This window comes from Chthonobacter albigriseus (genome assembly GCF_013839445.1).
Classification (GTDB): Bacteria; Pseudomonadota; Alphaproteobacteria; order Rhizobiales; family Pleomorphomonadaceae; genus Chthonobacter; species Chthonobacter albigriseus.
The window spans coordinates 26,001-46,821 of the sequence record NZ_JACDIT010000005.1 but is presented as its reverse complement, the minus strand read 5'-3'; the positions used below and the strand labels follow the sequence as shown (position 1 = coordinate 46,821).

15 protein-coding genes are annotated in these 20,821 nt (G+C 66.2%); 7 read left to right on the top strand and 8 right to left on the bottom strand.

Annotated features, from left to right (window positions below):
- The first annotated feature begins 319 nt into the window (after positions 1–319).
- Positions 320–4,963 (top strand): glutamate synthase large subunit, encoded by a 4,644-nt coding sequence (gltB, locus tag HZ321_RS14125; protein WP_244635895.1) that lies wholly within the window; start codon positions 320–322, stop codon positions 4,961–4,963.
- A gap of 133 nt (positions 4,964–5,096) precedes the next feature.
- Positions 5,097–6,530: a glutamate synthase subunit beta gene (locus HZ321_RS14120; protein WP_181703031.1), complete on the top strand. Its 1,434-nt coding sequence runs from the start codon at positions 5,097–5,099 to the stop codon at positions 6,528–6,530.
- 5 nt (positions 6,531–6,535) lie between these two features.
- Here the strand turns inward: HZ321_RS14120 and HZ321_RS14115 are convergent, their stop codons facing one another.
- Both HZ321_RS14115 and HZ321_RS14110 read right to left on the bottom strand, forming a co-directional pair.
- Positions 6,536–7,699 carry an SGNH/GDSL hydrolase family protein gene (locus tag HZ321_RS14115; protein WP_181703030.1) on the bottom strand — a complete coding sequence of 388 codons (1,164 nt, stop codon included), beginning with the start codon at positions 7,697–7,699 and terminating at the stop codon, positions 6,536–6,538.
- Between the two features lie 24 nt (positions 7,700–7,723).
- On the bottom strand, positions 7,724–9,013 hold the full coding sequence (locus HZ321_RS14110) for a lytic murein transglycosylase (protein WP_181703029.1): 1,290 nt from the start codon (positions 9,011–9,013) through the stop codon (positions 7,724–7,726).
- A gap of 196 nt (positions 9,014–9,209) precedes the next feature.
- Between HZ321_RS14110 and galU the strand changes: the two genes are divergently transcribed.
- Positions 9,210–10,091 carry a UTP--glucose-1-phosphate uridylyltransferase GalU gene (gene galU / locus HZ321_RS14105; RefSeq protein ID WP_181703028.1) on the top strand — a complete coding sequence of 294 codons (882 nt, stop codon included), beginning with the start codon at positions 9,210–9,212 and terminating at the stop codon, positions 10,089–10,091.
- Positions 10,092–10,112: 21 nt separating this feature from the next.
- Here the strand turns inward: galU and HZ321_RS14100 are convergent, their stop codons facing one another.
- The 5 genes from HZ321_RS14100 to HZ321_RS14080 form a co-directional block, all read right to left on the bottom strand.
- On the bottom strand, positions 10,113–11,573 hold the full coding sequence (locus HZ321_RS14100) for an outer membrane beta-barrel protein (RefSeq protein ID WP_181703027.1): 1,461 nt from the start codon (positions 11,571–11,573) through the stop codon (positions 10,113–10,115).
- Positions 11,574–11,673: 100 nt separating this feature from the next.
- A complete protein-coding gene (locus HZ321_RS14095; RefSeq protein WP_181703026.1) occupies positions 11,674–12,126 on the bottom strand; it encodes an NfeD family protein in 453 nt (150 codons plus the stop codon).
- 12 nt (positions 12,127–12,138) lie between these two features.
- On the bottom strand, positions 12,139–13,125 hold the full coding sequence (locus HZ321_RS14090; RefSeq protein ID WP_425305404.1) for an SPFH domain-containing protein: 987 nt from the start codon (positions 13,123–13,125) through the stop codon (positions 12,139–12,141).
- Positions 13,126–13,295: 170 nt separating this feature from the next.
- Entirely contained in the window at positions 13,296–13,823 is a 528-nt protein-coding gene (locus HZ321_RS14085; RefSeq protein WP_181703024.1) for a GNAT family N-acetyltransferase, read from the bottom strand.
- 101 nt (positions 13,824–13,924) lie between these two features.
- On the bottom strand, positions 13,925–15,055 hold the full coding sequence (locus tag HZ321_RS14080; RefSeq protein WP_181703023.1) for a type III PLP-dependent enzyme: 1,131 nt from the start codon (positions 15,053–15,055) through the stop codon (positions 13,925–13,927).
- Positions 15,056–15,712: 657 nt separating this feature from the next.
- Here HZ321_RS14080 and HZ321_RS14075 point away from each other — a divergent pair.
- From HZ321_RS14075 to HZ321_RS14065, 3 genes are all read left to right on the top strand, one after another.
- On the top strand, positions 15,713–16,624 hold the full coding sequence (locus HZ321_RS14075; RefSeq protein WP_181703022.1) for a LysR substrate-binding domain-containing protein: 912 nt from the start codon (positions 15,713–15,715) through the stop codon (positions 16,622–16,624).
- Positions 16,625–16,697: 73 nt separating this feature from the next.
- Positions 16,698–17,363 (top strand): DUF1007 family protein, encoded by a 666-nt coding sequence (locus HZ321_RS14070; RefSeq protein WP_181703021.1) that lies wholly within the window; start codon positions 16,698–16,700, stop codon positions 17,361–17,363.
- Positions 17,360–18,436: a nickel/cobalt transporter gene (locus HZ321_RS14065; protein ID WP_181703020.1), complete on the top strand. Its 1,077-nt coding sequence runs from the start codon at positions 17,360–17,362 to the stop codon at positions 18,434–18,436. Before HZ321_RS14070 ends, HZ321_RS14065 begins: the two co-directional genes overlap by 4 nt.
- Positions 18,437–18,439: 3 nt before the next feature.
- Here HZ321_RS14065 and HZ321_RS14060 read toward each other — a convergent pair whose 3' ends face one another.
- Entirely contained in the window at positions 18,440–19,210 is a 771-nt protein-coding gene (locus HZ321_RS14060) for a gamma-glutamyl-gamma-aminobutyrate hydrolase family protein (RefSeq protein WP_181703019.1), read from the bottom strand.
- Positions 19,211–19,487: 277 nt separating this feature from the next.
- On the opposite strand from HZ321_RS14060, the gene HZ321_RS14055 reads away from it, so the two are divergent.
- Positions 19,488–20,594 (top strand): TRAP transporter substrate-binding protein, encoded by a 1,107-nt coding sequence (locus HZ321_RS14055; RefSeq protein ID WP_181703018.1) that lies wholly within the window; start codon positions 19,488–19,490, stop codon positions 20,592–20,594.
- Positions 20,595–20,821 lie beyond the last annotated feature (227 nt).

Genomic DNA, 20,821 nt, shown 5'->3' with positions numbered 1-20,821 from the left:
TCGACCGATTTGCACCCGGTTGGCGGAGGCGACACCCATCACCGCCTTTTGGAACGGATCACGCGGCTGGCCGATGGCATGGGTCCGACGGCGGGACGTCGTAGCGAAATCCCGGCCAGCAGGGTCGGATCGCCGCGCCGGACCAGACCCGGACAACGGAAGTTGCCGGCTTCGGTGGCTGGATTGGCCGGAACCCTGCATGGTGCAAGGTTCCAGAACGAGTATGGGGATGACGATGAAGAGGCATGACCTTGCCGGCCCGTCGGACGTGCGGATCGAAGGCGCGGCGCCCGCCGCCGCCGCCAAGCGCACGACCAGCATGACGGAAGCCGCGCGGGCCAAGGCTGCGGCCGACGGCCTCTACAGCCCCGCCCATGAGCACGACGCATGCGGCGTCGGCTTCATCGCCAACCTGAACGGCGAGAAGAGCCATCAGATCGTGGCGAACGGTCTGCAGATTCTCGAGAACCTGACCCACCGCGGCGCGGTCGGCGCCGACCCCTTGATGGGCGATGGCGCCGGCATGTTGGTGCAGATCCCGCACGCCTTCTTCCAGGCCGAAGGCGCACGCCTCGGCTTCACCCTGCCGCCGACCGGCGAGTACGCCGTCGGCTTCCTCTTCATGCCGCGCGACGACGCTTTTCGCGCCTGGTGCGAGCAGGTCGTTGCAGAGGTGGTGGCGGCGGAAGGACAGGTGCTGCTCGGCTGGCGCGACGTTCCCGTCGACAACAGCTGCCTGTCCAAGGCCCCGGACATCGTCGCGACGGAACCTGTCCATCGGCAGGTTTTCATCGGTCGCGGTCCGAAGGTGAAGGACGAGGCCGATTTCGAGCGGCGCCTCTTCCTGCTGCGCAAGGTGATCTCCAACCGGGTCTACGCCAAGTCCGGCGTGGAGGACTCCGGCTTCTACGTCGTTTCGCTGTCTGCGCGCACTATCGTCTACAAGGGCATGTTCCTGGCCTATCAGCTCGGCGCCTACTACGCCGACCTGACCGACGAGCGCTTCGTCTCGGCGCTCGCTCTCGTCCACCAGCGCTTTTCCACCAACACCTTCCCGTCCTGGAAGCTCGCCCACCCCTACCGGATGGTCGCCCACAACGGCGAGATCAACACGCTGCGCGGCAACGTCAACTGGATGGCCGCCCGTCAGGCGTCGGTGGAGTCCGCGCTCTTCGGCGACGACATCTCCAAGCTGTGGCCGATCTCCTACGAGGGCCAGTCCGACACCGCCTGCTTCGACAACGCGCTGGAGTTCCTAGTCCAGGGCGGCTACGAGCTCGCCCATGCGGCCATGATGCTGATCCCTGAAGCCTGGGCCGGCAATCCGCTGATGGACGAGGACCGGCGCGCCTTCTACGAGTACCACGCGGCCCTGATGGAGCCGTGGGACGGTCCCGCCGCCGTCGCCTTCACCGACGGCCGGCAGATCGGCGCGACCCTCGACCGCAACGGCTTGCGTCCCGCCCGCTACTTCGTCACCGACGACGGCCTCGTGGTCATGGCGTCGGAGGCCGGCGTGCTGCCGATCCCGGAGGAGCGCATCGTCCAGAAGTGGCGCCTGCAGCCCGGCAAGATGCTTCTCATCGACCTGGAGGAAGGCCGCATCGTCTCCGACGACGAGATCAAGCAGCGTCTCTCCCAGGCCCATCCCTACAAGGACTGGCTGGCCCGCACACAGATCGTGCTTGAGGACATGCCCCCGGTCGCGGTGTCGTCGGTTCTGTCCAATGAATCGCTGCTCGATCGCCAGCAGGCCTTCGGCTACACCCAGGAGGACCTCAAGCTCCTGATGGCGCCGATGGCCGTGACCGGCCAGGAGGCCATTGGCTCCATGGGCACCGACACGCCCATCGCCGCACTTTCCGAGAAGTCGAAGCCGCTCTACAACTATTTCAAGCAGAACTTCGCTCAGGTCACCAATCCTCCGATCGACCCGATCCGTGAGGAGCTGGTCATGTCCCTGGTGTCCTTCATCGGGCCCCGGCCGAACATCCTCGACCTGGAGGGCGTCTCCACCATCAAGCGCCTCGAAGTGCGTCAGCCCATCCTGACCAACCAGGACCTCGACAAGATCCGGATGATCGGTGACATCGCCGAGAACCAGTTCCAGGCGAAGACGCTCGACATAACCTTCTCCGCCGATCGCGGGGTCGAGGGCTTGAAGATGGCGCTTGATCGCTTGTGCGAACGCGCGGAGGAAGCCGTTCGCGCCAGGTACAACATCATCATCCTGTCGGACCGCCTGGTTTCGCGCGCCCGTGTCGCCATTCCCGCGCTGCTGGCGACCGCGGGCGTTCACAACCATCTCATCCGTAAGGGTCTGCGGACTTCGGTTGGTCTGGTGCTGGAATCCGGTGAACCACGCGAAGTGCACCACTTCTGTGTTCTGGCCGGCTACGGCGCCGAGGCGATCAACCCCTACCTCGCCTTCGACACCCTGTTGGCGATGAAGAACCAGTTCCCGGAGGAGGTCGACGAGGAAGAGATCGTCTACCGCTATATCAAGTCGATCGATAAGGGCATCCTGAAGGTCATGTCCAAGATGGGCATCTCGACCTACCAGAGCTATTGCGGCGCCCAGATCTTCGACGCGGTGGGGCTCAAGTCCGATCTGGTGAACCAGTACTTCTTCGGAACCGCCACCACCATCGAGGGCGTCGGTCTCCAGGAGATCGCCGACGACACCATCGCCCGCCATTCCGCGGCCTTCGGCACCGATCCGGTCCTGGCGCGCAGCCTGGAGGTCGGCGGCGAGTACGCCTATCGCCAGCGCGGCGAAGCCCACATCTGGACGCCCGATGCTATTGCCGAGCTGCAGCTCGCCGTTCGTCAGAACCTGCCGGAGAAGTACCTCGATTACGCCCGCCGTGTGAACGAGGAAACCGGCCGCTATTCGATCCGTGGCCAGTTCCGCATCAAGTCGGCCGAGGAGGCCGGTCGTGCGCCGGTGTCCCTCGACGAGGTCGAACCGGCGACTGAGATCGTCAAGCGCTTCTCCACCGGCGCCATGTCCTTCGGCTCGATCAGCCGCGAGGCCCACGAGACGCTGGCGCTCGCCATGAACCGCATCGGCGGCAAGTCGAACACCGGCGAAGGCGGCGAGGAGTCGGAGCGCTTCAAGCGCCTCGCCAACGGCGACAGCAAGCGCTCGGCGATCAAGCAGGTCGCATCCGGCCGCTTCGGCGTCACCGCCGAGTACCTCGTCAACGCGGACATGATGCAGATCAAGGTCGCGCAAGGTGCCAAGCCCGGCGAGGGCGGCCAATTGCCCGGCCACAAGGTCGACGCGGTGATCGCCAAGGTCCGGCATTCCACGCCGGGCGTCGGCCTGATTTCGCCGCCGCCGCACCACGACATCTATTCGATCGAGGACCTTGCCCAGCTGATCTTCGACCTGAAGAACGTCAACCCGCAGGCGGATGTGTCGGTCAAGCTCGTCTCGGAGGTCGGCGTCGGCACCGTCGCCGCCGGCGTTGCCAAGGCGCGCGCCGACCACATCACGATCGCCGGTTACGACGGCGGCACCGGCGCCTCGCCGCTCACCTCCATCAAGCACGCGGGGTCCCCGTGGGAGATCGGCCTGGCCGAAACCCACCAGACGCTCGTGCTCAACGGCTTGCGCTCGCGCGTCTGCCTCCAGGTTGACGGCGGCATGCGTACCGGACGCGACGTGATCGTCGGCTCCCTGCTCGGCGCCGACGACTTCGGCTTCGCGACTGCGCCTTTGATCGCCGCCGGCTGCATCATGATGCGCAAGTGCCATCTCAACACCTGCCCCGTGGGTGTCGCCACCCAGGACCCCGTACTGCGCAAGCGCTTCAAGGGCACGCCGGAGCACGTCATCAACTACTTCTTCTTCGTCGCCGAGGAAGTCCGCTCGCTGATGGCGGCGATGGGTTTCCGCACTTTGGACGAGATGACCGGCCAGTCCGATATGCTCGCGCACGAGCCCACCTCCGGCTTTGCTCGCGCCACCGGTCTGGACTTCAAGCGCCTGTTCTACAAGCCCGAGGCGGCGCCGGACGAGATCCGCTGGACGGAGCGTCAAGTCCACCCGATCGCCGACGTCCTCGATCGCAAGCTGATCGCGGAAGCCCAGCCGGCCCTGGTCGGTCGCCAGTCGGTGGTGATCGAAGCCGCCATCAAGTCAGTCGACCGCACTGCGGGCGCGATGCTCTCCGGCGAGGTCGCCAAGCGGTTTGGCCACGAGGGCCTTGCGGACGACACCATCACGGTGAATCTGACCGGCACCGCCGGTCAGGCCTTCGGGGCTTTCCTGGCCCGCGGCATCACGCTCGACCTTGTCGGCGAAGCCAACGACTACGTCGGCAAGGGCCTGTCCGGCGGCCGCATCGTGGTGCGCCCCTCGGAAGTCTCCAAGATCGTCCCGGAGCAGTCGATCATCGTCGGCAACACCGTGCTCTACGGGGCAACCGAGGGTGAAGCCTACTTCCGCGGCGTGGCAGGCGAACGGTTCGCCGTTCGCAACTCCGGAGCCGTGACGGTGGTCGAGGGCTGCGGAGATCACGGCTGCGAGTACATGACCGGCGGCGTTGTCGTCGTGCTCGGCTCCACAGGTCGCAACTTCGCGGCGGGCATGTCCGGCGGCGTCGCCTACGTGCTCGACGAGGACCGCACCTTCGCCAAACGCTGCAACATGGCCATGGTCGACCTGGAGCCCGTGCCCGAGGAGGACGAACTCCTGGAGAAGCTGCACCATCACGGCGGCGACCTCCAGTTCAAGGGGCGTGTCGACCTCACCTCGGACATGACGCGGCACGACGACGAGCGCCTGTTCGCCCTCATCCAGAGCCACGCGCGCTACACCGGCTCCGCCCGGGCGCGCGAGATCCTGGACCACTGGGACGCGTTCCGTCCGAAGTTCGTGAAGGTCATGCCGGTCGAGTACCGCCGTGCCCTTCGCGACATGGAGAAGATGCGCATGGGCGTCGCCGCGGAGTGAGCCGCGGCGCGAGCCGATCACGGCCCCGCCACCGAGGTGGGGCCGGACCCAACCAGCAGGACATCACCGGCAAGGGCCAGGACTCCTCGACGAACGAGTGAGGCCCCCTCCGAACGGAACCAGGAGCGTGACGATGGGCAAGGTCACAGGCTTTCTCGAAATCGACCGGCAGGACCAAAAGTACCAGCCGGCTTCGGACCGTATCCGCCATTTCCGCGAGTTCACGATCCCGATGTCCGAGCAGGAGGTCGGCCGCCAGGCTGCCCGCTGTATGGATTGCGGCGTGCCCTACTGCCATGGCCCGACCGGCTGTCCTGTCCACAACCAGATTCCGGACTGGAACGACCTCGTCTACGCCGGCGACTGGGAGGAGGCCGCCCGCAACCTCCACTCCACCAACAACTTCCCTGAATTCACCGGCCGCATCTGCCCGGCTCCTTGCGAGGAGGCCTGTACCCTCAACCTGGAGGACAGCCCCGTCGCCATCAAGACGGTGGAACAGGCCATCGCCGACAAGGCGTGGGACATGGGCTGGATCTCCCCGCAGATCCCGCTCGTCAAGACCGGCAAGCGCGTCGCCGTTGTCGGCTCCGGTCCCGCCGGAATGGCGGCGGCGCAGCAACTCGCGCGCGCCGGCCACGACGTGCACGTCTACGAGCGGGAGCCCAAGGCCGGCGGCCTCATGCGCTACGGCATCCCCGACTTCAAGATGGAGAAGCACTACATCGACCGCCGTGTTCACCAGATGAGCGCGGAGGGTGTGACCTTCCACTACGGCGTCAACGTCGGCGTCACGACCACCGTCGACCAGTTGGCGGCCGATCACGATGCGGTCCTGCTCGCCGCCGGCGCCGAGCGCCCGCGTGATCCCGGAATGCCCGGTCAGGACCTTTCCGGCTGTCACTACGCCATGCCGTTCCTCGTCCAGCAGAACCGCCGCATCGGCGGCGAGGATGTCTCCGGGGAAGAGCCTATCCTCGCCTCGGGCAAGCACGTCGTGGTCATCGGCGGCGGCGACACCGCGTCAGACTGCGTCGGAACCTCGTTCCGGCAGGGCGCCCTTTCGGTGACCCAGTTGGACATCCGTCCGATGCCGCCGATGAAGGAGGACAAGCTCACCTCCTGGCCCTACTGGCCGACGAAGTTCCGGACGTCGTCCAGCCAGGCAGAGGGGGCCGATCGCGAGTTTTCCTGCGCCACCCTGGAGATCGTCGGCAATGCCAAGGGACGGGTCACGGGCGTGAAGTGCGCCCGCGTGGACCAGAAGCGGCAGCCGATCCCGGGCACCGAGTTCGTCATCCGCGCCGACTTGGTGCTGACCGCCATCGGCTTCGCCGGTCCGCTCGAAGGCACCTACCTTGCCGGTCCGGGTGAGGCGCTGGCGCGCGATCGCCGCGGCAACGTTGCGGCCGATACCGAGAGCTATCGGACCTCGGTGGGAAAGGTGTTCGCAGCGGGCGATGTCCGCCGCGGCCAGTCGCTTGTGGTGTGGGCGATCCGGGAAGGCCGTCAGGCGGCCCGTTCGATCGACAGCTTCCTGATGGGCTCCAGCCAGCTCCCGCTCTGAGGCGGTCAGCGAATTACCCGCAGATCATCCACCCGGCCGTTTACCGGGTGGATTGGCTTTCCTTCGACGATGACCGCATGAAGCGCCGTTCCCTCCTTGGGCACAGGCGGCGGTCCGTTGGCCGCGAGTCCCTCGTCGACGTCCGCTTCCGGATCGGCAAGCGAGACGACGAGGCCTGATCCGCTGTTCGTCGGCAGCACGATCCCCGGCGCGCCGCTTTCCAGCCACTTGCGGATCTCCTGCTCCACGAAGAACGCCAGCTTTCGGCTGCCGGACTTGGTGAACCCGGATCCGTCCGACAGCCGTAGCTTGCGGACCTGCCCCTCGACGTCTGGTCCGCTCGCCGCGAAGCTGCCGGTGGCGTCGGCGAACGCATTCCAGACGTCGACGTAGACGCCGAGATTGTCCGTGTTCTCCTGGCGGATCAGCTCGTCGAGATAGGCAAGGTCCGTCGTCTGGTCGAAGTCGGCAGTCGGCACGAGCCCCACCCAGAACAAGGGTATGTTGCGCGACCGGGCCGCCACGATCAGCGCCTGCGCCCGGGCGCGGTAGACCGTTTCCCACGTCGCCCCTCGGAATTCCGCCTCCTGGCCGTCAGCCTGGATCGGCGCCCGATCGGCCGGACCGAGCATCACCACGACCGCGTTCGGGGCGTCCTTGGCGGCCAACCGATCCGTCAGCTTCTGCGGCCAGTCGAGCTTGCTGCGATCGGCCAGCCCGCTCCCCTCCACCGCCGCGGCCTCGATCTTGACGGTCGGCGTGTCGGCAAACGCGACATTCAGCCCCGCCGCCAGGCTGCCGCCCCACGCGTCCCCGATCACGAGCACGACCTTGGCATCGTCGTTCTTCGGCTTGATCTGCAGGGCCGGTTCCGGCGCCTTGATGATCCGCGGCATCACCGGACCGTTCGGCCCGAGCGACGGACCGGTATAGCCCTGCCCCTTGCCGCCGCTCGGAACCTGGATGATCCGAGCCCCGCCTTGCTGCGGAGGAGTCTCGCGTTTCTTCACCCCGAACAGGCGCAGCAAAAGGGGCGGGTTCTCGAACAGCTGAGCTGCGGCCTGGTGTGGCAACGCGAGCGAAACCGCTGTGAACACGGCCAGGAACATCACGATCGCGGTGATCCCGAGTGTCGACGCCCGTCGCGGACTGGCCTTCAGATCGGTCATGGACGCCTCTTGGAGCCGCGCCTGTCAGAGTCCCTGTCTCAGACGCTTCAGGAGCGTGGCGGTCGGCTGCCCATCCGCCGGCAGGCCGGCGGCGGACTGGTAGGCCTGGATCGACGCCGTCGTGCCTTGACCGACTATGCCATCGATCTTGCCGACATCGTAGCCCCTCGCTCCCAGCAGGGTCTGGAGCTCCTGCACGCCGGCCGGGTCGAGCTCCTCCGGCGAGCGCGGCCAGGCCTCGACTATCGGACCTGCACCGCCAAGCCGATCGGAAAGGTGCCCCACCCCCAGCGCGTAGGCGTTGGCGTTGTTGTAGCGCTTGATCACCTGGAAGTTCTTCAGCGTCAGGAACGCCGGACCGGATGCGCCGGCTGGAAACCAGAGCTGGGCCTGGTCGCCGTCGCGCGGAAAACTCTGCCCGTTCGCCCGGACCAGCCCGGCGGCCCGCCATTGCCCTAGCGACCGGCGGCTGCCTTCCAGCCCGGGATCGAAACCTGGGGGCAGCGCGACTTCGTAGCCCCATGTCTCGCCCGTCCGCCAGCCCGCGCGCCGCAGGTAATTGGCCGTCGAAGCCAGGGCGTCGGGGATCGAGGTCCAGATGTTGCGCCGCCCATCGCCGTCATGATCGACCGCGTAGGCTTCGTAGGTGGTCGGGATGAACTGGGTGTGCCCCATCGCCCCGGCCCAGGACCCGGTGATGTGGATCGGGTCGATGTCGCCCCGTTCGATGATGCGCAGGACCGCGAGCAGCTGCGTGCGTCCATACTGCGCCCGCCGCCCGCCGTTCCAGGCGAGCGTCGCCAGCGCGCGCACAGCGTTCCGAACCTTGGTCGGGTCGTTGAGGACCGCGCCGTAGGAACTCTCCATCCCCCAGATCGCGACGATGACGGTGCGCGGAACGCCGTAGGTTCTCTCCAGCGTGTCGAGCAAGGCCGCATGCTCGCCGAGCATGGCCCGCCCGGTCGCGATCCGCTTATCCGAGGCGGCGCCGTCGAGGTACTGCCAGATCGGTTTGACGAACTCGGCCTGGCGATTGGCCGCGTCCAGCACGCCCTGGTCAGGGCCGAGCCCACGGAAAGCCGCATCGAAGGTCGCGCGCGAAACGCCCCGCGCTTCGGCCTGCGGCCACAGCGTCTCCACGAATTGGACAAAGGAAGCCGGTATCGGTCCGTCCGATCGGGCCGGCGTCGTCACCTGACGATTCGTGTCCAGTCCGAGCGGTTCGGAAAGCGAGATGCAGCCGGCCAGCATCGCCAGCCCGGCTGCGGCCAGGAAGGAACCGAGGGTTCGGCGGAAGGGTGCTGGCAGAGACATGTTTGGCATCATCATTGATCGATGAACGGACCTTAAGGTTAAGAGTTTATGAACAGCGGACATGTCGGGCGCATTCGTCGAAGAGTGTAGACAACCAGTTACGATTGCGCGTTAAAGTCCGTTCGCAGTTTTCCCCGAGGTGGTGACATAGACCGGGTCCGTATCCCTGGGATCCGCTGTTTCCGTGGAGTTTCGAATGCAGAAGGCGATTCGCAAGGCGGTGCTTCCGGTGGCCGGTCTGGGGACGCGGTTCCTCCCCGCGACCAAGGCCGTACCGAAGGAGATGATGACGGTGGTCGACCGTCCCGCCTTGCAGTACGTGGTCGACGAGGCCCGGGCGGCCGGCATCGAGCATATCGTGTTCGTGACAGGGCGCGGCAAGGCGGTGATCGAGGACCACTTCGACGTCGCCTACGAGTTGGAGGCGACGCTCGAGGCCCGCTCCAAGACCGAGGCGCTGGAAGTCCTCAAGCGGGACCTCCCTGTCGCCGGTTCCGTCAGCTTCACCCGCCAGCAGGCGCCGCTCGGTCTCGGCCATGCGGTCTGGTGCGCCCGCGATATCATCGGGCCCGAGCCTTTCGCGGTTCTTCTGCCCGACATGCTGATGAAGCACCACACGCCCTGCCTCAAGAGCATGGTGGACGCCTACGAGCGCACCGGCGGCAACGTGCTCAGCCTGGAGGAATGCGAACCCGCCATGACGGCCCAGTACGGCATCGTCGCATTGGGCGCGACGGTTCAGGAAGACGTCTTCGAGGTGACGGGCATGGTCGAAAAACCCAAGCCCGCGGCGGCGCCTTCGAACCTCTTCATCTCCGGCCGCTACATTCTCCAGCCGGAGATCTTCGACCTCCTGGAAACGCAGGAAAAAGGCGCCGGCGGTGAGATCCAGCTGACCGACGCCATGCTGCGGCTGCTGAAGGGCTCGCCCTTTTATGGCGTGCGCTTCCGCGGCACCACCTATGACACCGGCACGAAGCTCGGGTTCCTCAAGGCGAACCTTGCTTACGCCTTGGACCGCGAGGACATCCACGGCAACATCCGCGCCGAACTCCAGTCGGTGCTGGCCGAGAGCTGAACCGATACCGTCGAGGCCACGTTACCGGCGAACGGTGATCGCGGCCTCGACGGTGGTTTCCTGCGTATCCTCGCCGCTGACAGTGGAATCCTTGATGCTGTGGGTGGCGACGAGCCCCAGTTCCACTTCGCGGTTGAGTTTCCATGCCGCGCCACCGCGAACGCTGAAGGTGGTGACTTCCCGCGCGACACCCACATAGTCCTGGTAGGTGAGGGCGGCTCCCGCATTCAGGATAATGTTCGGCCTCAGCGCATACTCGGCGGCGAGATCCAGACTGCGCACGATCGAGCCACTGGCTCCGGCGAGGCGGCTGGGCTCGAAGACGGTGTCCGCCTTCAGCGTGAAGGTCGTCAGCGGGTTGGGCTGCCACGCCAGCGACCCGTCGGCGACGAAGCCCTTCAGGTCGCCGAGAGCCGCATCGTCGAACCGTTCGAAGGCGTAGCCGGCGCCCACCTCCCCGCTCACCGTTCCATGGTCGAACGCCAGGCCGACCTTCGCTTCGCCGCCGGCGCTCGAACGGCGGAATCCCGTCTCGTCCACTTCGCTGTCGCGCAGTCGCGCGAACGCCGACGTCTCGACGAACGGCCGGAACACCGCTCCGTTGTCGAGCGAGAGCCGCAGCGAACCGGTCACGGCCGTGTTGTCGCGGTCATCGCCTGAGTAGATCGTCCGGTCGACCGCGCCCCTGAGATCGAGGCCGATCAGGCCGGCGCGGCGCTCATAACCCACCGACGCGGTCAGCGTGTGGATGTCCGACCCGCTGGCGGTGCCGACCTCGGCGCTGCTCGAGCTTTCGCGCTGCCAGTCGTACCGCAGTGTCCCCCCGAGCCGGTCCACTTCCGTCAGGTCGAGGCGTCCACTCACGATGGCTTCCACGTTCGGCACACTCTTCTGCGGGCTGTCGAGATAGTCGCGCAAACCGCCGCGGAGCGTGAAATCGAGGGCATGGCGGGCGAAGTCGGACCGCACCGCGATTTCGCTCCGGTTGTCCGTGTAAGCCGCGCCCGAGCCGGCAGCCGTGTTGCCCGCGTTCGTCGAATAGCCGAGTGCCGACCGACTGGTCAGGTAGGTAACGAAGCTGCCCCGCCGCAATCCCAACGGCTCATAGGAAGCGCGCGCCTCGCCCTCCTGGTCGGCCGTCTCTCCCGTCGGCGTCAAAGGCTGGGCGGGCCTGACATTCTCGCGGGAGCGGGCGACCGGCCGCAGTGGAGCGACTTCAGCGTTGCGGGCCCTCAGCGGTCTCGCAGCCGGAGAGGTGGATCCGGTAGTCACCGCATCCGGACTATCAGCGGGATCGACGAGGGTTTCGTCAGGCAATCCGACAGCCGCGATCGGATCGTCGCCCCCTTCAACGGTCGGGCTCGGCGCCGGCTCGGGCGGCAGCGTCGGACGCAGGGAAGAACCTGTCTGGCCGCGGGCGTCCGTCGACACGCCGGCAAACGCGACCAGCGTCGAGACGACAAGGTAACGGAAGGCTCTCATCCACGAGGCCCCGAGCTGGAACGGCCACGAATTCACGGGCCGTCACGACGGCCTTTCCAAGTCGTAAAGAATTTCGGTTAATGAAGGCTTGCGGACCGCCTCACCGCGGTGCCACCACGAAGCGGCCGTCCCGCACCGCGGTGATCGTCACCGCCGTGCCGGCGGCAAGGTCGGGCCCCTCCACCCGCCACAGCGTGTCATCCAGGCGGATGTGCCCGTCCCCGTTCTGCAACGGCGTGTCCAGCACAGCCGCCCGCCCGATCTGCCGCACGAGACGCTCGTTCAGCCGCTGCTCCGGCTCGGCACGATTGGCCTGTCCGTAGATCCGCCGCCCGATCAGCACGGACGCGATCGATAGGACGACAAACAGCACGACCTGGACCTGCCACGACAGGGCGAAGGTGAGCGCGATGGCTCCCACCAGGATGGCGGCGATTGCGAACCAGAGGAAGAAGGAACCGGGGGCGAACACCTCCACGGCTGCGAGGAGAAGACCGAGAACCCACCAGTTCCAGGGACCGAGGATGTCGATGATCTTGGCAAAGAACCCCATGCGCCCCTCCCCTCACGTGGACCGCGGCGGCTCGCCGGCCACAGGCACGGAGCCGCCAGCCCGGCGGCGCGCCGTATCCGGGGCGCCAATGACGTTGTCGCCGAAGCTGGCGCGCGCCAGTTCCGCGATACCGGAGAGCGAACCGATCAGGGCCGTCGCCTCCATCGGCAGCATCAGGATCTTCTGGTTGGGCGAATGAGCGAACTGCGTGAGCGCCTGCGTGTACTTGTCCGCGATGAAGTAGTTGAGCGCCTGCACGTCGCCTTTCGAGACCGATTCGGACACAAGCATCGTCGCCTTGGCTTCGGCCTCGGCAAGACGCTCGCGCGCTTCCGCGTCGCGGTAGGCGGCCTCGCGGCGACCTTCCGCCTGCAGGACCTGGGCCTGCTTCTCGCCCTCCGCCTTCAGGATCTGGGCCGCCCGGAGCCCCTCCGCCTCCAGGATCGAGGCGCGCTTGTCGCGCTCGGCCTTCATCTGCCGCGCCATCGATTCCACCAGATCGGCCGGAGGATTGATGTCCTTGATCTCCACACGGGTGATCTTGACGCCCCAAGCCTCGGTGGCCGCATCGACCACATGCAGCAGCCGGGTGTTGATCTCGTCACGGTTGGACAGGAGGTTGTCGAGATCCATCGAGCCCATGACCGTTCGGATGTTGGTCATGGTGATGTTGAGGATTGCGTTCTGCAGCCCGCTCACCTCGTAGGCGGCCCGCGCGGCGTCCAGCACCTGGTAGAAGGCGACGCCGTCCACCGTGCAGGTGGCGTTGTCGCGGGTGATGATCTCCTGCGACGGAACATCGAGCACCTGTTCCATCATGTTCAGCTTCGCGCCCACCCGATCGACGAAGGGCACGATCAGGTTGAGGCCTGGGGTCAGGGTCCGGGTGAACCGGCCGAAGCGCTCCACGGTCCAGTTGAAACCCTGCGGCACCTGCTTGATGCCGGCGAACACAACCAGAATGATGAAGGCGACCAGGACGATGATCGCAATATCCATGCCTGATAGAAACATAGTGCCCCCCTTGCGGAACGCCGATCGGGCGATCGCCCCAATGTGGTGGAACTATCTCGCCGCGAAAAGCCGCAATATCGGGTGAACCGCGGCCGCGGTGCGCCGCGAAGGGTTGGACGCCCCTGAGGCGGGGCGCCCGAAGACCACGAATGGCCCTAGGCGGCGAGCACTTCGGCCACCGCGGCGACCTGCCCCGTCGGCCGCAGGATGCCTGTCGCGCCGGTGAGGACGCCGGGTTCCAGTTCCAGCGCCAGGAATCGATGACGCTCGAACGGCCCCGGCATGGCAAGGCCCGCCGTAGGCGCGGCCGAGAAGCCGAAACGGCGATAATATGGTTCGTCACCCACCAGAAGAATGGCGCGATGTCCCGCTTCCTGGGCGCGTCCGATGGCGATCCGCATCAACGCGGCGCCGACCCCAGTTCCCCGAGCGTCCTCGGCCACGGCGAGCGGCCCGAGCAGAAGCGCGTCAGCGCCGCCGAAGCCGGCCGCGACGTGCCAGAGCCGCACGGTCCCGACCAGGCGATCGCCGTCCTTGGCGACGAGCGAAAGCCCTTCCGCCGGCAGCCGGCCGGACCGGATCCTCTCCGACGACTTCAGAAAGCGGGACTGACCGAAGGCGCGGTCCAACAACGCTTCGCGCGCCGGCACGTCGAACGATGCTTCATCGAGATAGGTGATCATGGCAAGGACCCTTCCCCGCGCCAGGCAGGCCGCGGGTACACGAAGGAACCGGCCGGCCCTTTACCAGGGCCGGAGCGATGACGGGAAGCGGGCGGAACCCTTCAGATGACGTAGCTCTTCAGTGGCTCGAAGCCGTTGAACGCGACCGCCGAGTAGGTGGTCGTGTAGGCTCCGGTCCCCTCGATCAGCACCTCGTCGCCGATTTCCAGCGAGATCGGCAGCGGATAGGCATTCTTCTCGTAGAGCACGTCGGCCGAATCGCAGGTCGGACCGGCGAGCACGCAGGGAGCGGTCTCGCTGCCGTCATGCTGGGTGCGGATCGGATAGCGGATGGCTTCGTCCATCGTCTCCGCGAGGCCGCCGAACTTGCCGATGTCCAGGAACACCCAGCGGACGTCGTCGTTCGCCTGCTTCTTGGAGATCAGGACCACCTCGGCCTTGATGATCCCCGCGCCGCCCACCATGCCACGGCCCGGCTCGATGATCGTCTCGGGGATCTCGTTGCCGAAGTGCCGACGCACCGCGTCCTCGATCGAGCGCGCATAGGCCTCGGTCGTCGGAACGTCGCGCAGGTACTTCGTCGGAAAACCGCCGCCGAGGTTGACCATTTTCAGCTGGATTCCGCGCTCCGATAGGGTGCGGAACAGCTGCGCCGACGTCGCCAGCGCACCGTCCCAAGCCTCGGTGTTGCCCTGCTGCGACCCGACGTGGAACGACACGCCATAGGCCGCCAGCCCGAGCTGGTGAGCCCGCTCCAGCACGTCGATCGCCATCTCCGGCTCGCAGCCGAACTTGCGCGAGAGAGGCCATTCGGCACCCGCCCCGTCGCAGAGGATACGGCAGAACACGCGCGCGCCGGGAGCCTGGCGGGCGATCTTCTCCACCTCGGCCTCGCAATCGACGGCGAAGAGATCAACGCCGAGGATACGGGCGCGGGCGATATCCCGCTCCTTCTTGATGGTGTTGCCGAACGAGATCCGGTCCGGCGTCGCACCGGCGGCCAGCGCCATCTCGATCTCGGGGATCGAGGCGCAGTCGAACGACGAGCCGAGCTCGGCCAAAAGGCACAGGATCTCCGGCGCGGGATTCGCCTTGACGGCGTAGAACACCCGCGTATCCGGCAGCGCCCGGCGGAATGTCAGGAAGTTTTCGCGCACGACGTCGAGATCGACCACGAGGCAGGGGCCCTCGGGACGGCGGGTGGCGAGAAAGTCGAGGATGCGAGCGGTCATGGCGGGACCCCGTATCAATGTAGCGTTGCGCGTCCAGGGGAGTCGGCGTCCCAGTCCGCGCGCCGATGTGGAGACGGCTCGTGGAGCGGTGCGTCGGTCCCTACCGGACCCCTTGTGAGGACCCGGCGGAGTGGATTGCGGTCCGGCCGATCGTTGCGTCGCCGCAGCGGTCAAGCCGGTCTAAGCCATTGATTGGAAGGGAGGTCCCATCCGCACGTCCGGCAAGGAAGTAGTCGCCTCTTTAGTGACCCCGGCGGTTGGAACGCCGGAAGAGACCAAAAAAGCCCTCTACGTCGTTGCTTTAAGTCGCGTCCGCCGCTTGAGAAGCGGCTTAGACCCGGTTCATCTCCGGTCACCGGCTTGCCCTCGTTGGATACCGCTGTCAGCGGCCCTAACGAAGCCGGCACGCAACCACAGGCACGTGCGAAATTGGGCAGGACCGCATGTACTCTTCAGGGCCGCGCTTCGCAAGACCCATTCGTCGATCGAGGTCAATAAATTCGTGAACGGCCATGCCGTGTCATAGCCCCGCCAGGCGGATCCGATTTGCGCAAGAAACGTTGATCAATTCGTGCGAGAAGCGGGAGATTGTCGACGCCAGCGCCCTTGCCTAGATCCGTCCTCCTAATTCGGAGTGGCGGCGCACCGGAGGACGATGTGGATACGCTGACCCGAATGCGCACTTTCGTCGAGGTTGTGGACGCCGGCGGCTTCTCGGCCGCCGCCCGCAAGATGGGCCGCTCCAAGGCCTTGATTTCCAAGTACGTCAAGGAACTGGAGGACGAACTCGGCGCGCGTCTGATGAACCGCACGACGCGCCGCCTGTCGCTGACCGAACTCGGTCAGGCCTACTACCGCGACGCCGGCGAGATCCTGCAGCGCGTCGACGACCTCCAGGACATGGTGCGCGACCGTCATGGAGAGCCGACCGGCCTTCTGCGCGTCGCCTGTCCGCGTACCTTCGGCGACGGGATGCTCGGCCGTGCGATGATGGAGTTCGCGGTGGCCCACCCCGCGATCAAGCTCGATCTGCGCCTCGACGACCGCTTCGTCGACCTCGTCGACGAGGGCTTCGACTGCGCCGTCCGGATCACGGAGATGCAGGATTCCAGCCTGATCGCCCGCAAGCTCCTCGACTATCGCTTCGTCATCGCAGCGCGAAACGACATCATCGCCGAACATGGCCGCCCCGAGCACCCGAACGACCTGTCGGATCTGCCCTGCATCATCGATTCGAACCTGCGCAGCCGCTTCAGCTGGCGCTTCAACGTCGATGGCGCCAAGCACACGGTCCAAGTGCGTGGTCGGGTCGAGGTGAACTCCCCGATGGCGGTCAGGCTGGCCATCCTCTCAGGCCTTGGATTCGGCTCGGTGCCCTACGTGATGGTGCGCGACGACGTCGCGGCCGGCACCGTCGACCTCGTGCTGGAGCCCTTCGAGTCGGTCGGCGCCGGAGTCTATGTGGTCTACCCCCACCGCCGTCACCTGTCGGCCAAAGTACGATCCTTCGTGGACTTCATGGTGGACTGGACCGCCAAAGCGGACATGAACAACTGCGACGGGCGCTGAAGCTGTCATCGTTGCGCCGGATTTCGACACGATGCATGGTGCTCTCATGCCTCGTACTCGTGTCAGGATCGTCATGACCTTTCGCAAGCCCATCGCCAGCGCCGTCGCCGCGGTGGTTGCCGCGTTGGCCGCCATGTCCGATGCGCAGGCCCACCCCCACGTCTTCGTCGACGCCAAGGCGGATGTCGTCTTCGACCCCGAGGGGCGCGTCGTAGCGATCCGCAACGTCTGGCGCTTCGACGACGCCTATTCCGCCTTCGCCACGCAGGGGCTCGACAGCAACAACGACGGATCCCTGTCCGTCGAGGAACTGAAACCCCTCGCCGACATCAACGTCGAATCGCTCAAGGACTTCGGCTATTTCACCTTTCTCGCAGCTGGCGATCGAGACATCGATTTCGGCAAGCCGACCGAGTACTGGCTTCAGTCCGACGGCGGCCTCCTGACGCTCTATTTCACGCTCCCGACCGTAGAGCCCGTGGAGATCCGCAGCCTACCCGCCAAGCTGGAAGTCTATGATCCCACTTACTACGTCGCTTTCGCCTTTGTGGAGGAGGCACCGCTCGCTCTGGATGGCCCGCCCTCAGGCTGCAGCTTCGAGGTGATCAAGCCGAAGGAACTGGACCCGGGTATCGCGGCGACCCTCGCCGAGATCCCCGCCGACCAGCGCGACATCCCGGACGAACTGGCCGCCTTCACCCAGGACCTCAGCAACGGAGCGACGATCCGGTGTCCATGAAAGGCATCGCCGCCCTCGCCGCCACACTGTTGGCGATTGCCTGTCTTGCGGCGACGGCGCATGCGGCCTCGCCCTTCGGTGTCGGCCTTCCCGAGCCCGCTCCTTCGGGCGGCGGCTTCCTGCCGGGCCTGTTTCATTGGATCGCCGTGGAGCAGCGCGCTTTCTACAAGGCGATGACCGGCGAGGTCGGCCGCATGAAGGCTGACGGCACTGCCGGGGTATGGCTGATGGGCCTGTCCTTCGCCTATGGCGTGCTCCACGCCGCAGGCCCCGGGCATGGTAAGGCGATCGTCTCGGCCTACGTCCTCGCCAACCGGGAGACGGCCCGGAACGGCGCCGTGCTGGCGCTGTTGTCGTCGCTGGCCCAGGCCGTGACCGCAATCGTCCTCGTGACGATCGCAGCGTTCCTTCTCGGCGCGACATCGATGGCCATGACCAGGACGGCCGAGTGGCTCGAGCTGGGGTCCTTCCTGCTCATCACCGGGCTCGGTCTATGGCTCGTCTGGCGCAAGATCATCGTCCCGGTGGTCGCCTGGACAGGCGAACGCTATGCTCCGGTTCTCGTCACTGTCGCTGCGGGAGAGGGACATGGAGGCTTGCTCGTCCAGGTCGCTCACCATCGACACGACGGCCATGCGCACCATCATGACGGATCGCACAATCATCACGGATCGCACCACCATCACGACCACGGCCCCGACTGCAGCTGTGGTCATGGCCACGCGCCGACGCTCGAGCAGGCATCCGGTCGGCTCGATCTCGTCAAGGCATGGAGCACGATTGCAGCGGTTGGCCTGCGTCCCTGCACCGGTGCCTTGATCGTACTGGTCTTCGCGCTCAGCCAGGGCCTCTACTGGGCCGGCATGGCCGCCACCGTCGCAATGGCGCTCGGAACCGGGCTGACCGTTGCCACCCTCACGCTGCTGGCCGTCTCCGCGCGCGGCGTCGCGGAGCGCCTGTCCGGTGCGAACAGCACCATGGCGCGCCGGGTCCACGTCGGCTTCGAAGCACTCGGGGCGGTCGTCGTGCTCGGCTTCGGTCTGCTGATGCTGGGCGCCAGTCTGACCGGCTGAGGTTCACTCGGCCGCGGAGGGCAGGATCCGCCGCGCGGCAAAGGCCCGGGCGGCATCACCGAACGCCTCGAAGATCCGGCCCGAAGCCAGGTCTGATTTCGCCCAGTACTCCGGGTGCCACTGCACACCGAGTGTGAAACCGGGTGCATCCCGCACCGATACGGCCTCGATTGTCCCGTCGTCCGCGACGGCCTCCACCTGGAGCCTGTGCGAGAGAGCGCCGATAGCCTGTCGGTGGAGCGAGTTGACGTCGACACTGTCGCTCTGGAGGATCCGTCCGAGGCACCCGCCCGGCGTCAGGGAAACCGGATGACGGATGGCGAAGCGGATCTCCTGGATCTCTGATTCGGGCGCGCGGTGATCCATGCGGCCATCTTCTTCCTGGATCTCGCCGACCAGGGTGCCGCCCAACGCGACGTTGAGTTCCTGCAGGCCGCGGCAGATGCACAGGATCGGGATACCCCGCTCGATCGCCCGCCGGATCAACGGCAAGGTCGTCGCATCCCGCGCGGGATCGAACGGTTCGTCGCGTTCGCTGGCAACGCGGCCATAAAGAGCCGGATGCACATTGGACCGCGAACCGGTCATCACGACGCCGTCCACCCGGTCGAGCACGGCATCGAGGTCCAGGCGGTCCCCAAAGGCCGGCAGGATGACTGGAATGGCCCCGGCCCGCGTCAGCGTGGCGTCCAGGTAGGACTGAGGCGCCGCATGCCAGTCGTAGCCCTGGAATTGGCGGACATCGGGTGAAACGAGGACAACCGGCGTGACCATGGCGCTTCCCGTGGCGATTTCTCCCACGAGATACGGAACTGGCCGCTGTTCCGTCAAGCGCTGCGCGCCGACCGCCGCGAGGATGATTAGTCATTCGTCGTAGAAGCAGGCCCGGTCACACATAATGTGTCGAATGAATACATCGGACTCGATAAGGTGCCCGCCATCGGCCACGCGTCGACCGGAGGGGTCGGCGCAACCTTGCTGCCGACGGAACGCAGAGCGACGGCAATAGCGGGGCGAGCCGATCCAGTACCCTATCCCCCGGGAGGAATTGATGGAACGTAGAGACTTCCTGAAGAAGGCCGGCCTGGTCACCGGCGGCGCGGCCGTCGCCGCGGTACCGCTCGCCGCGCCCGCCATCGCGCAATCCGCGCCGGAAGTGAAGTGGCGCCTGACCTCGAGCTTTCCCAAGTCGCTGGACACCATCTTCGGCGCCGCGGAGGAGATGGCCAACGCGCTGAAGGTGATGACAGACGGCAAATTCCAGATCCAGTCCTTCCCGGCTGGCGAGATCGTGCCGGGTCCGCAGGCCCTGGACGCGGTGTCCAGCGACACCGTCGAGGCTTGCCACACCTGCTCCTACTACTTCGTCGGCAAGGACCCCACCTTCGCTATCGGCACCGCGATCCCGTTCGGCCTTAACGCGCGCCAGCAGAACGCCTGGCTTCTGGAAGGCGGCGGGCAGGACCTGCTCAACGAGTTCTACGCCGGCTACGGCGTCACCTCCCACCCCGGCGGCAACACCGGCGTCCAGATGGGCGGTTGGTTCCGCACCGAGATCACGTCGCTGGCGGATCTTCAGGGCGTCAAGATGCGGATCGCCGGTCTCGCGGGCCAGGTGATGGCCAAGCTCGGCGTCGTCCCGCAGCAGATCCCCGGCGGTGACATCTATCCGGCCCTGGAGAAGGGCACGATCGATGCCTCCGAATGGGTCGGCCCCTACGACGACGAGAAGCTCGGCTTCTACCAGGTGGCCAAGTTCTACTACTACCCCGGCTTCTGGGAAGCAGGCCCGACGCTGCACTTCATGTTCAACAAGGCCAAGCACGACGCCTTGCCGGACTCCTACAAGATGGCCTTGCAGGCGGCCTGCGCGCACGCCAACCAGATCACCATGGCCAAGTACGACGTGAAGAACACCGCCGCGATTCGCTCGCTGGTGGGCAAGGGAGTCCAGTTGCGTCCCTACCCGCGCGAGATCCTCGATGCGGCCTACTCGGCGTCCTTCCAGATCTACGACGAACTGTCGGCTTCGAATGAAGCGTGGAAGAAGATCTATACCCCGTGGAAGCAGTTCCGCGAGGAGAGTTTCCAGTGGTTCCGGGTCGCCGAGTACACCAACGACAGCTACGTCTACGCCATGCAAGCAGCCGCGAAATAGCACCAACGGTGATGCCCATAGAATGGCCGGCGCGAACACCTCGCGCCGGCCATTTGCGTTTGGAAGCGACCGGCCAAGCCCACCGGCAGACCAATCCCATCATGGTTCCGCATATTCAGTGACGCTCTTGGGCAGCTATGTGTTGCACGGAGCGGGTGACTGGGATTTTATGCGGGCGCGGGGCGAAATCATGAAGCTGAACCTGTAGACGGCCGCACGTGGTGGCC

What these genes read in the sequence shown, in the direction of transcription:
- gltB (WP_244635895.1), top strand. Translation starts at nt 320, where the DNA reads ATGACGGAAGCCGCGCGGGCCAAGGCTGCGGCCGACGGCCTCTACAGC.
- HZ321_RS14120 (WP_181703031.1), top strand. Translation starts at nt 5,097, where the DNA reads ATGGGCAAGGTCACAGGCTTTCTCGAAATCGACCGGCAGGACCAAAAG.
- HZ321_RS14115 (WP_181703030.1), bottom strand. Translation starts at nt 7,699, where the DNA reads ATGACCGATCTGAAGGCCAGTCCGCGACGGGCGTCGACACTCGGGATC.
- HZ321_RS14110 (WP_181703029.1), bottom strand. Translation starts at nt 9,013, where the DNA reads ATGTCTCTGCCAGCACCCTTCCGCCGAACCCTCGGTTCCTTCCTGGCC.
- galU (WP_181703028.1), top strand. Translation starts at nt 9,210, where the DNA reads ATGCAGAAGGCGATTCGCAAGGCGGTGCTTCCGGTGGCCGGTCTGGGG.
- HZ321_RS14100 (WP_181703027.1), bottom strand. Translation starts at nt 11,573, where the DNA reads ATGAGAGCCTTCCGTTACCTTGTCGTCTCGACGCTGGTCGCGTTTGCC.
- HZ321_RS14095 (WP_181703026.1), bottom strand. Translation starts at nt 12,126, where the DNA reads ATGGGGTTCTTTGCCAAGATCATCGACATCCTCGGTCCCTGGAACTGG.
- HZ321_RS14090 (WP_425305404.1), bottom strand. Translation starts at nt 13,125, where the DNA reads ATGGATATTGCGATCATCGTCCTGGTCGCCTTCATCATTCTGGTTGTG.
- HZ321_RS14085 (WP_181703024.1), bottom strand. Translation starts at nt 13,823, where the DNA reads ATGATCACCTATCTCGATGAAGCATCGTTCGACGTGCCGGCGCGCGAA.
- HZ321_RS14080 (WP_181703023.1), bottom strand. Translation starts at nt 15,055, where the DNA reads ATGACCGCTCGCATCCTCGACTTTCTCGCCACCCGCCGTCCCGAGGGC.
- HZ321_RS14070 (WP_181703021.1), top strand. Translation starts at nt 16,698, where the DNA reads ATGACCTTTCGCAAGCCCATCGCCAGCGCCGTCGCCGCGGTGGTTGCC.
- HZ321_RS14065 (WP_181703020.1), top strand. Translation starts at nt 17,360, where the DNA reads ATGAAAGGCATCGCCGCCCTCGCCGCCACACTGTTGGCGATTGCCTGT.
- HZ321_RS14060 (WP_181703019.1), bottom strand. Translation starts at nt 19,210, where the DNA reads ATGGTCACGCCGGTTGTCCTCGTTTCACCCGATGTCCGCCAATTCCAG.
- HZ321_RS14055 (WP_181703018.1), top strand. Translation starts at nt 19,488, where the DNA reads ATGGAACGTAGAGACTTCCTGAAGAAGGCCGGCCTGGTCACCGGCGGC.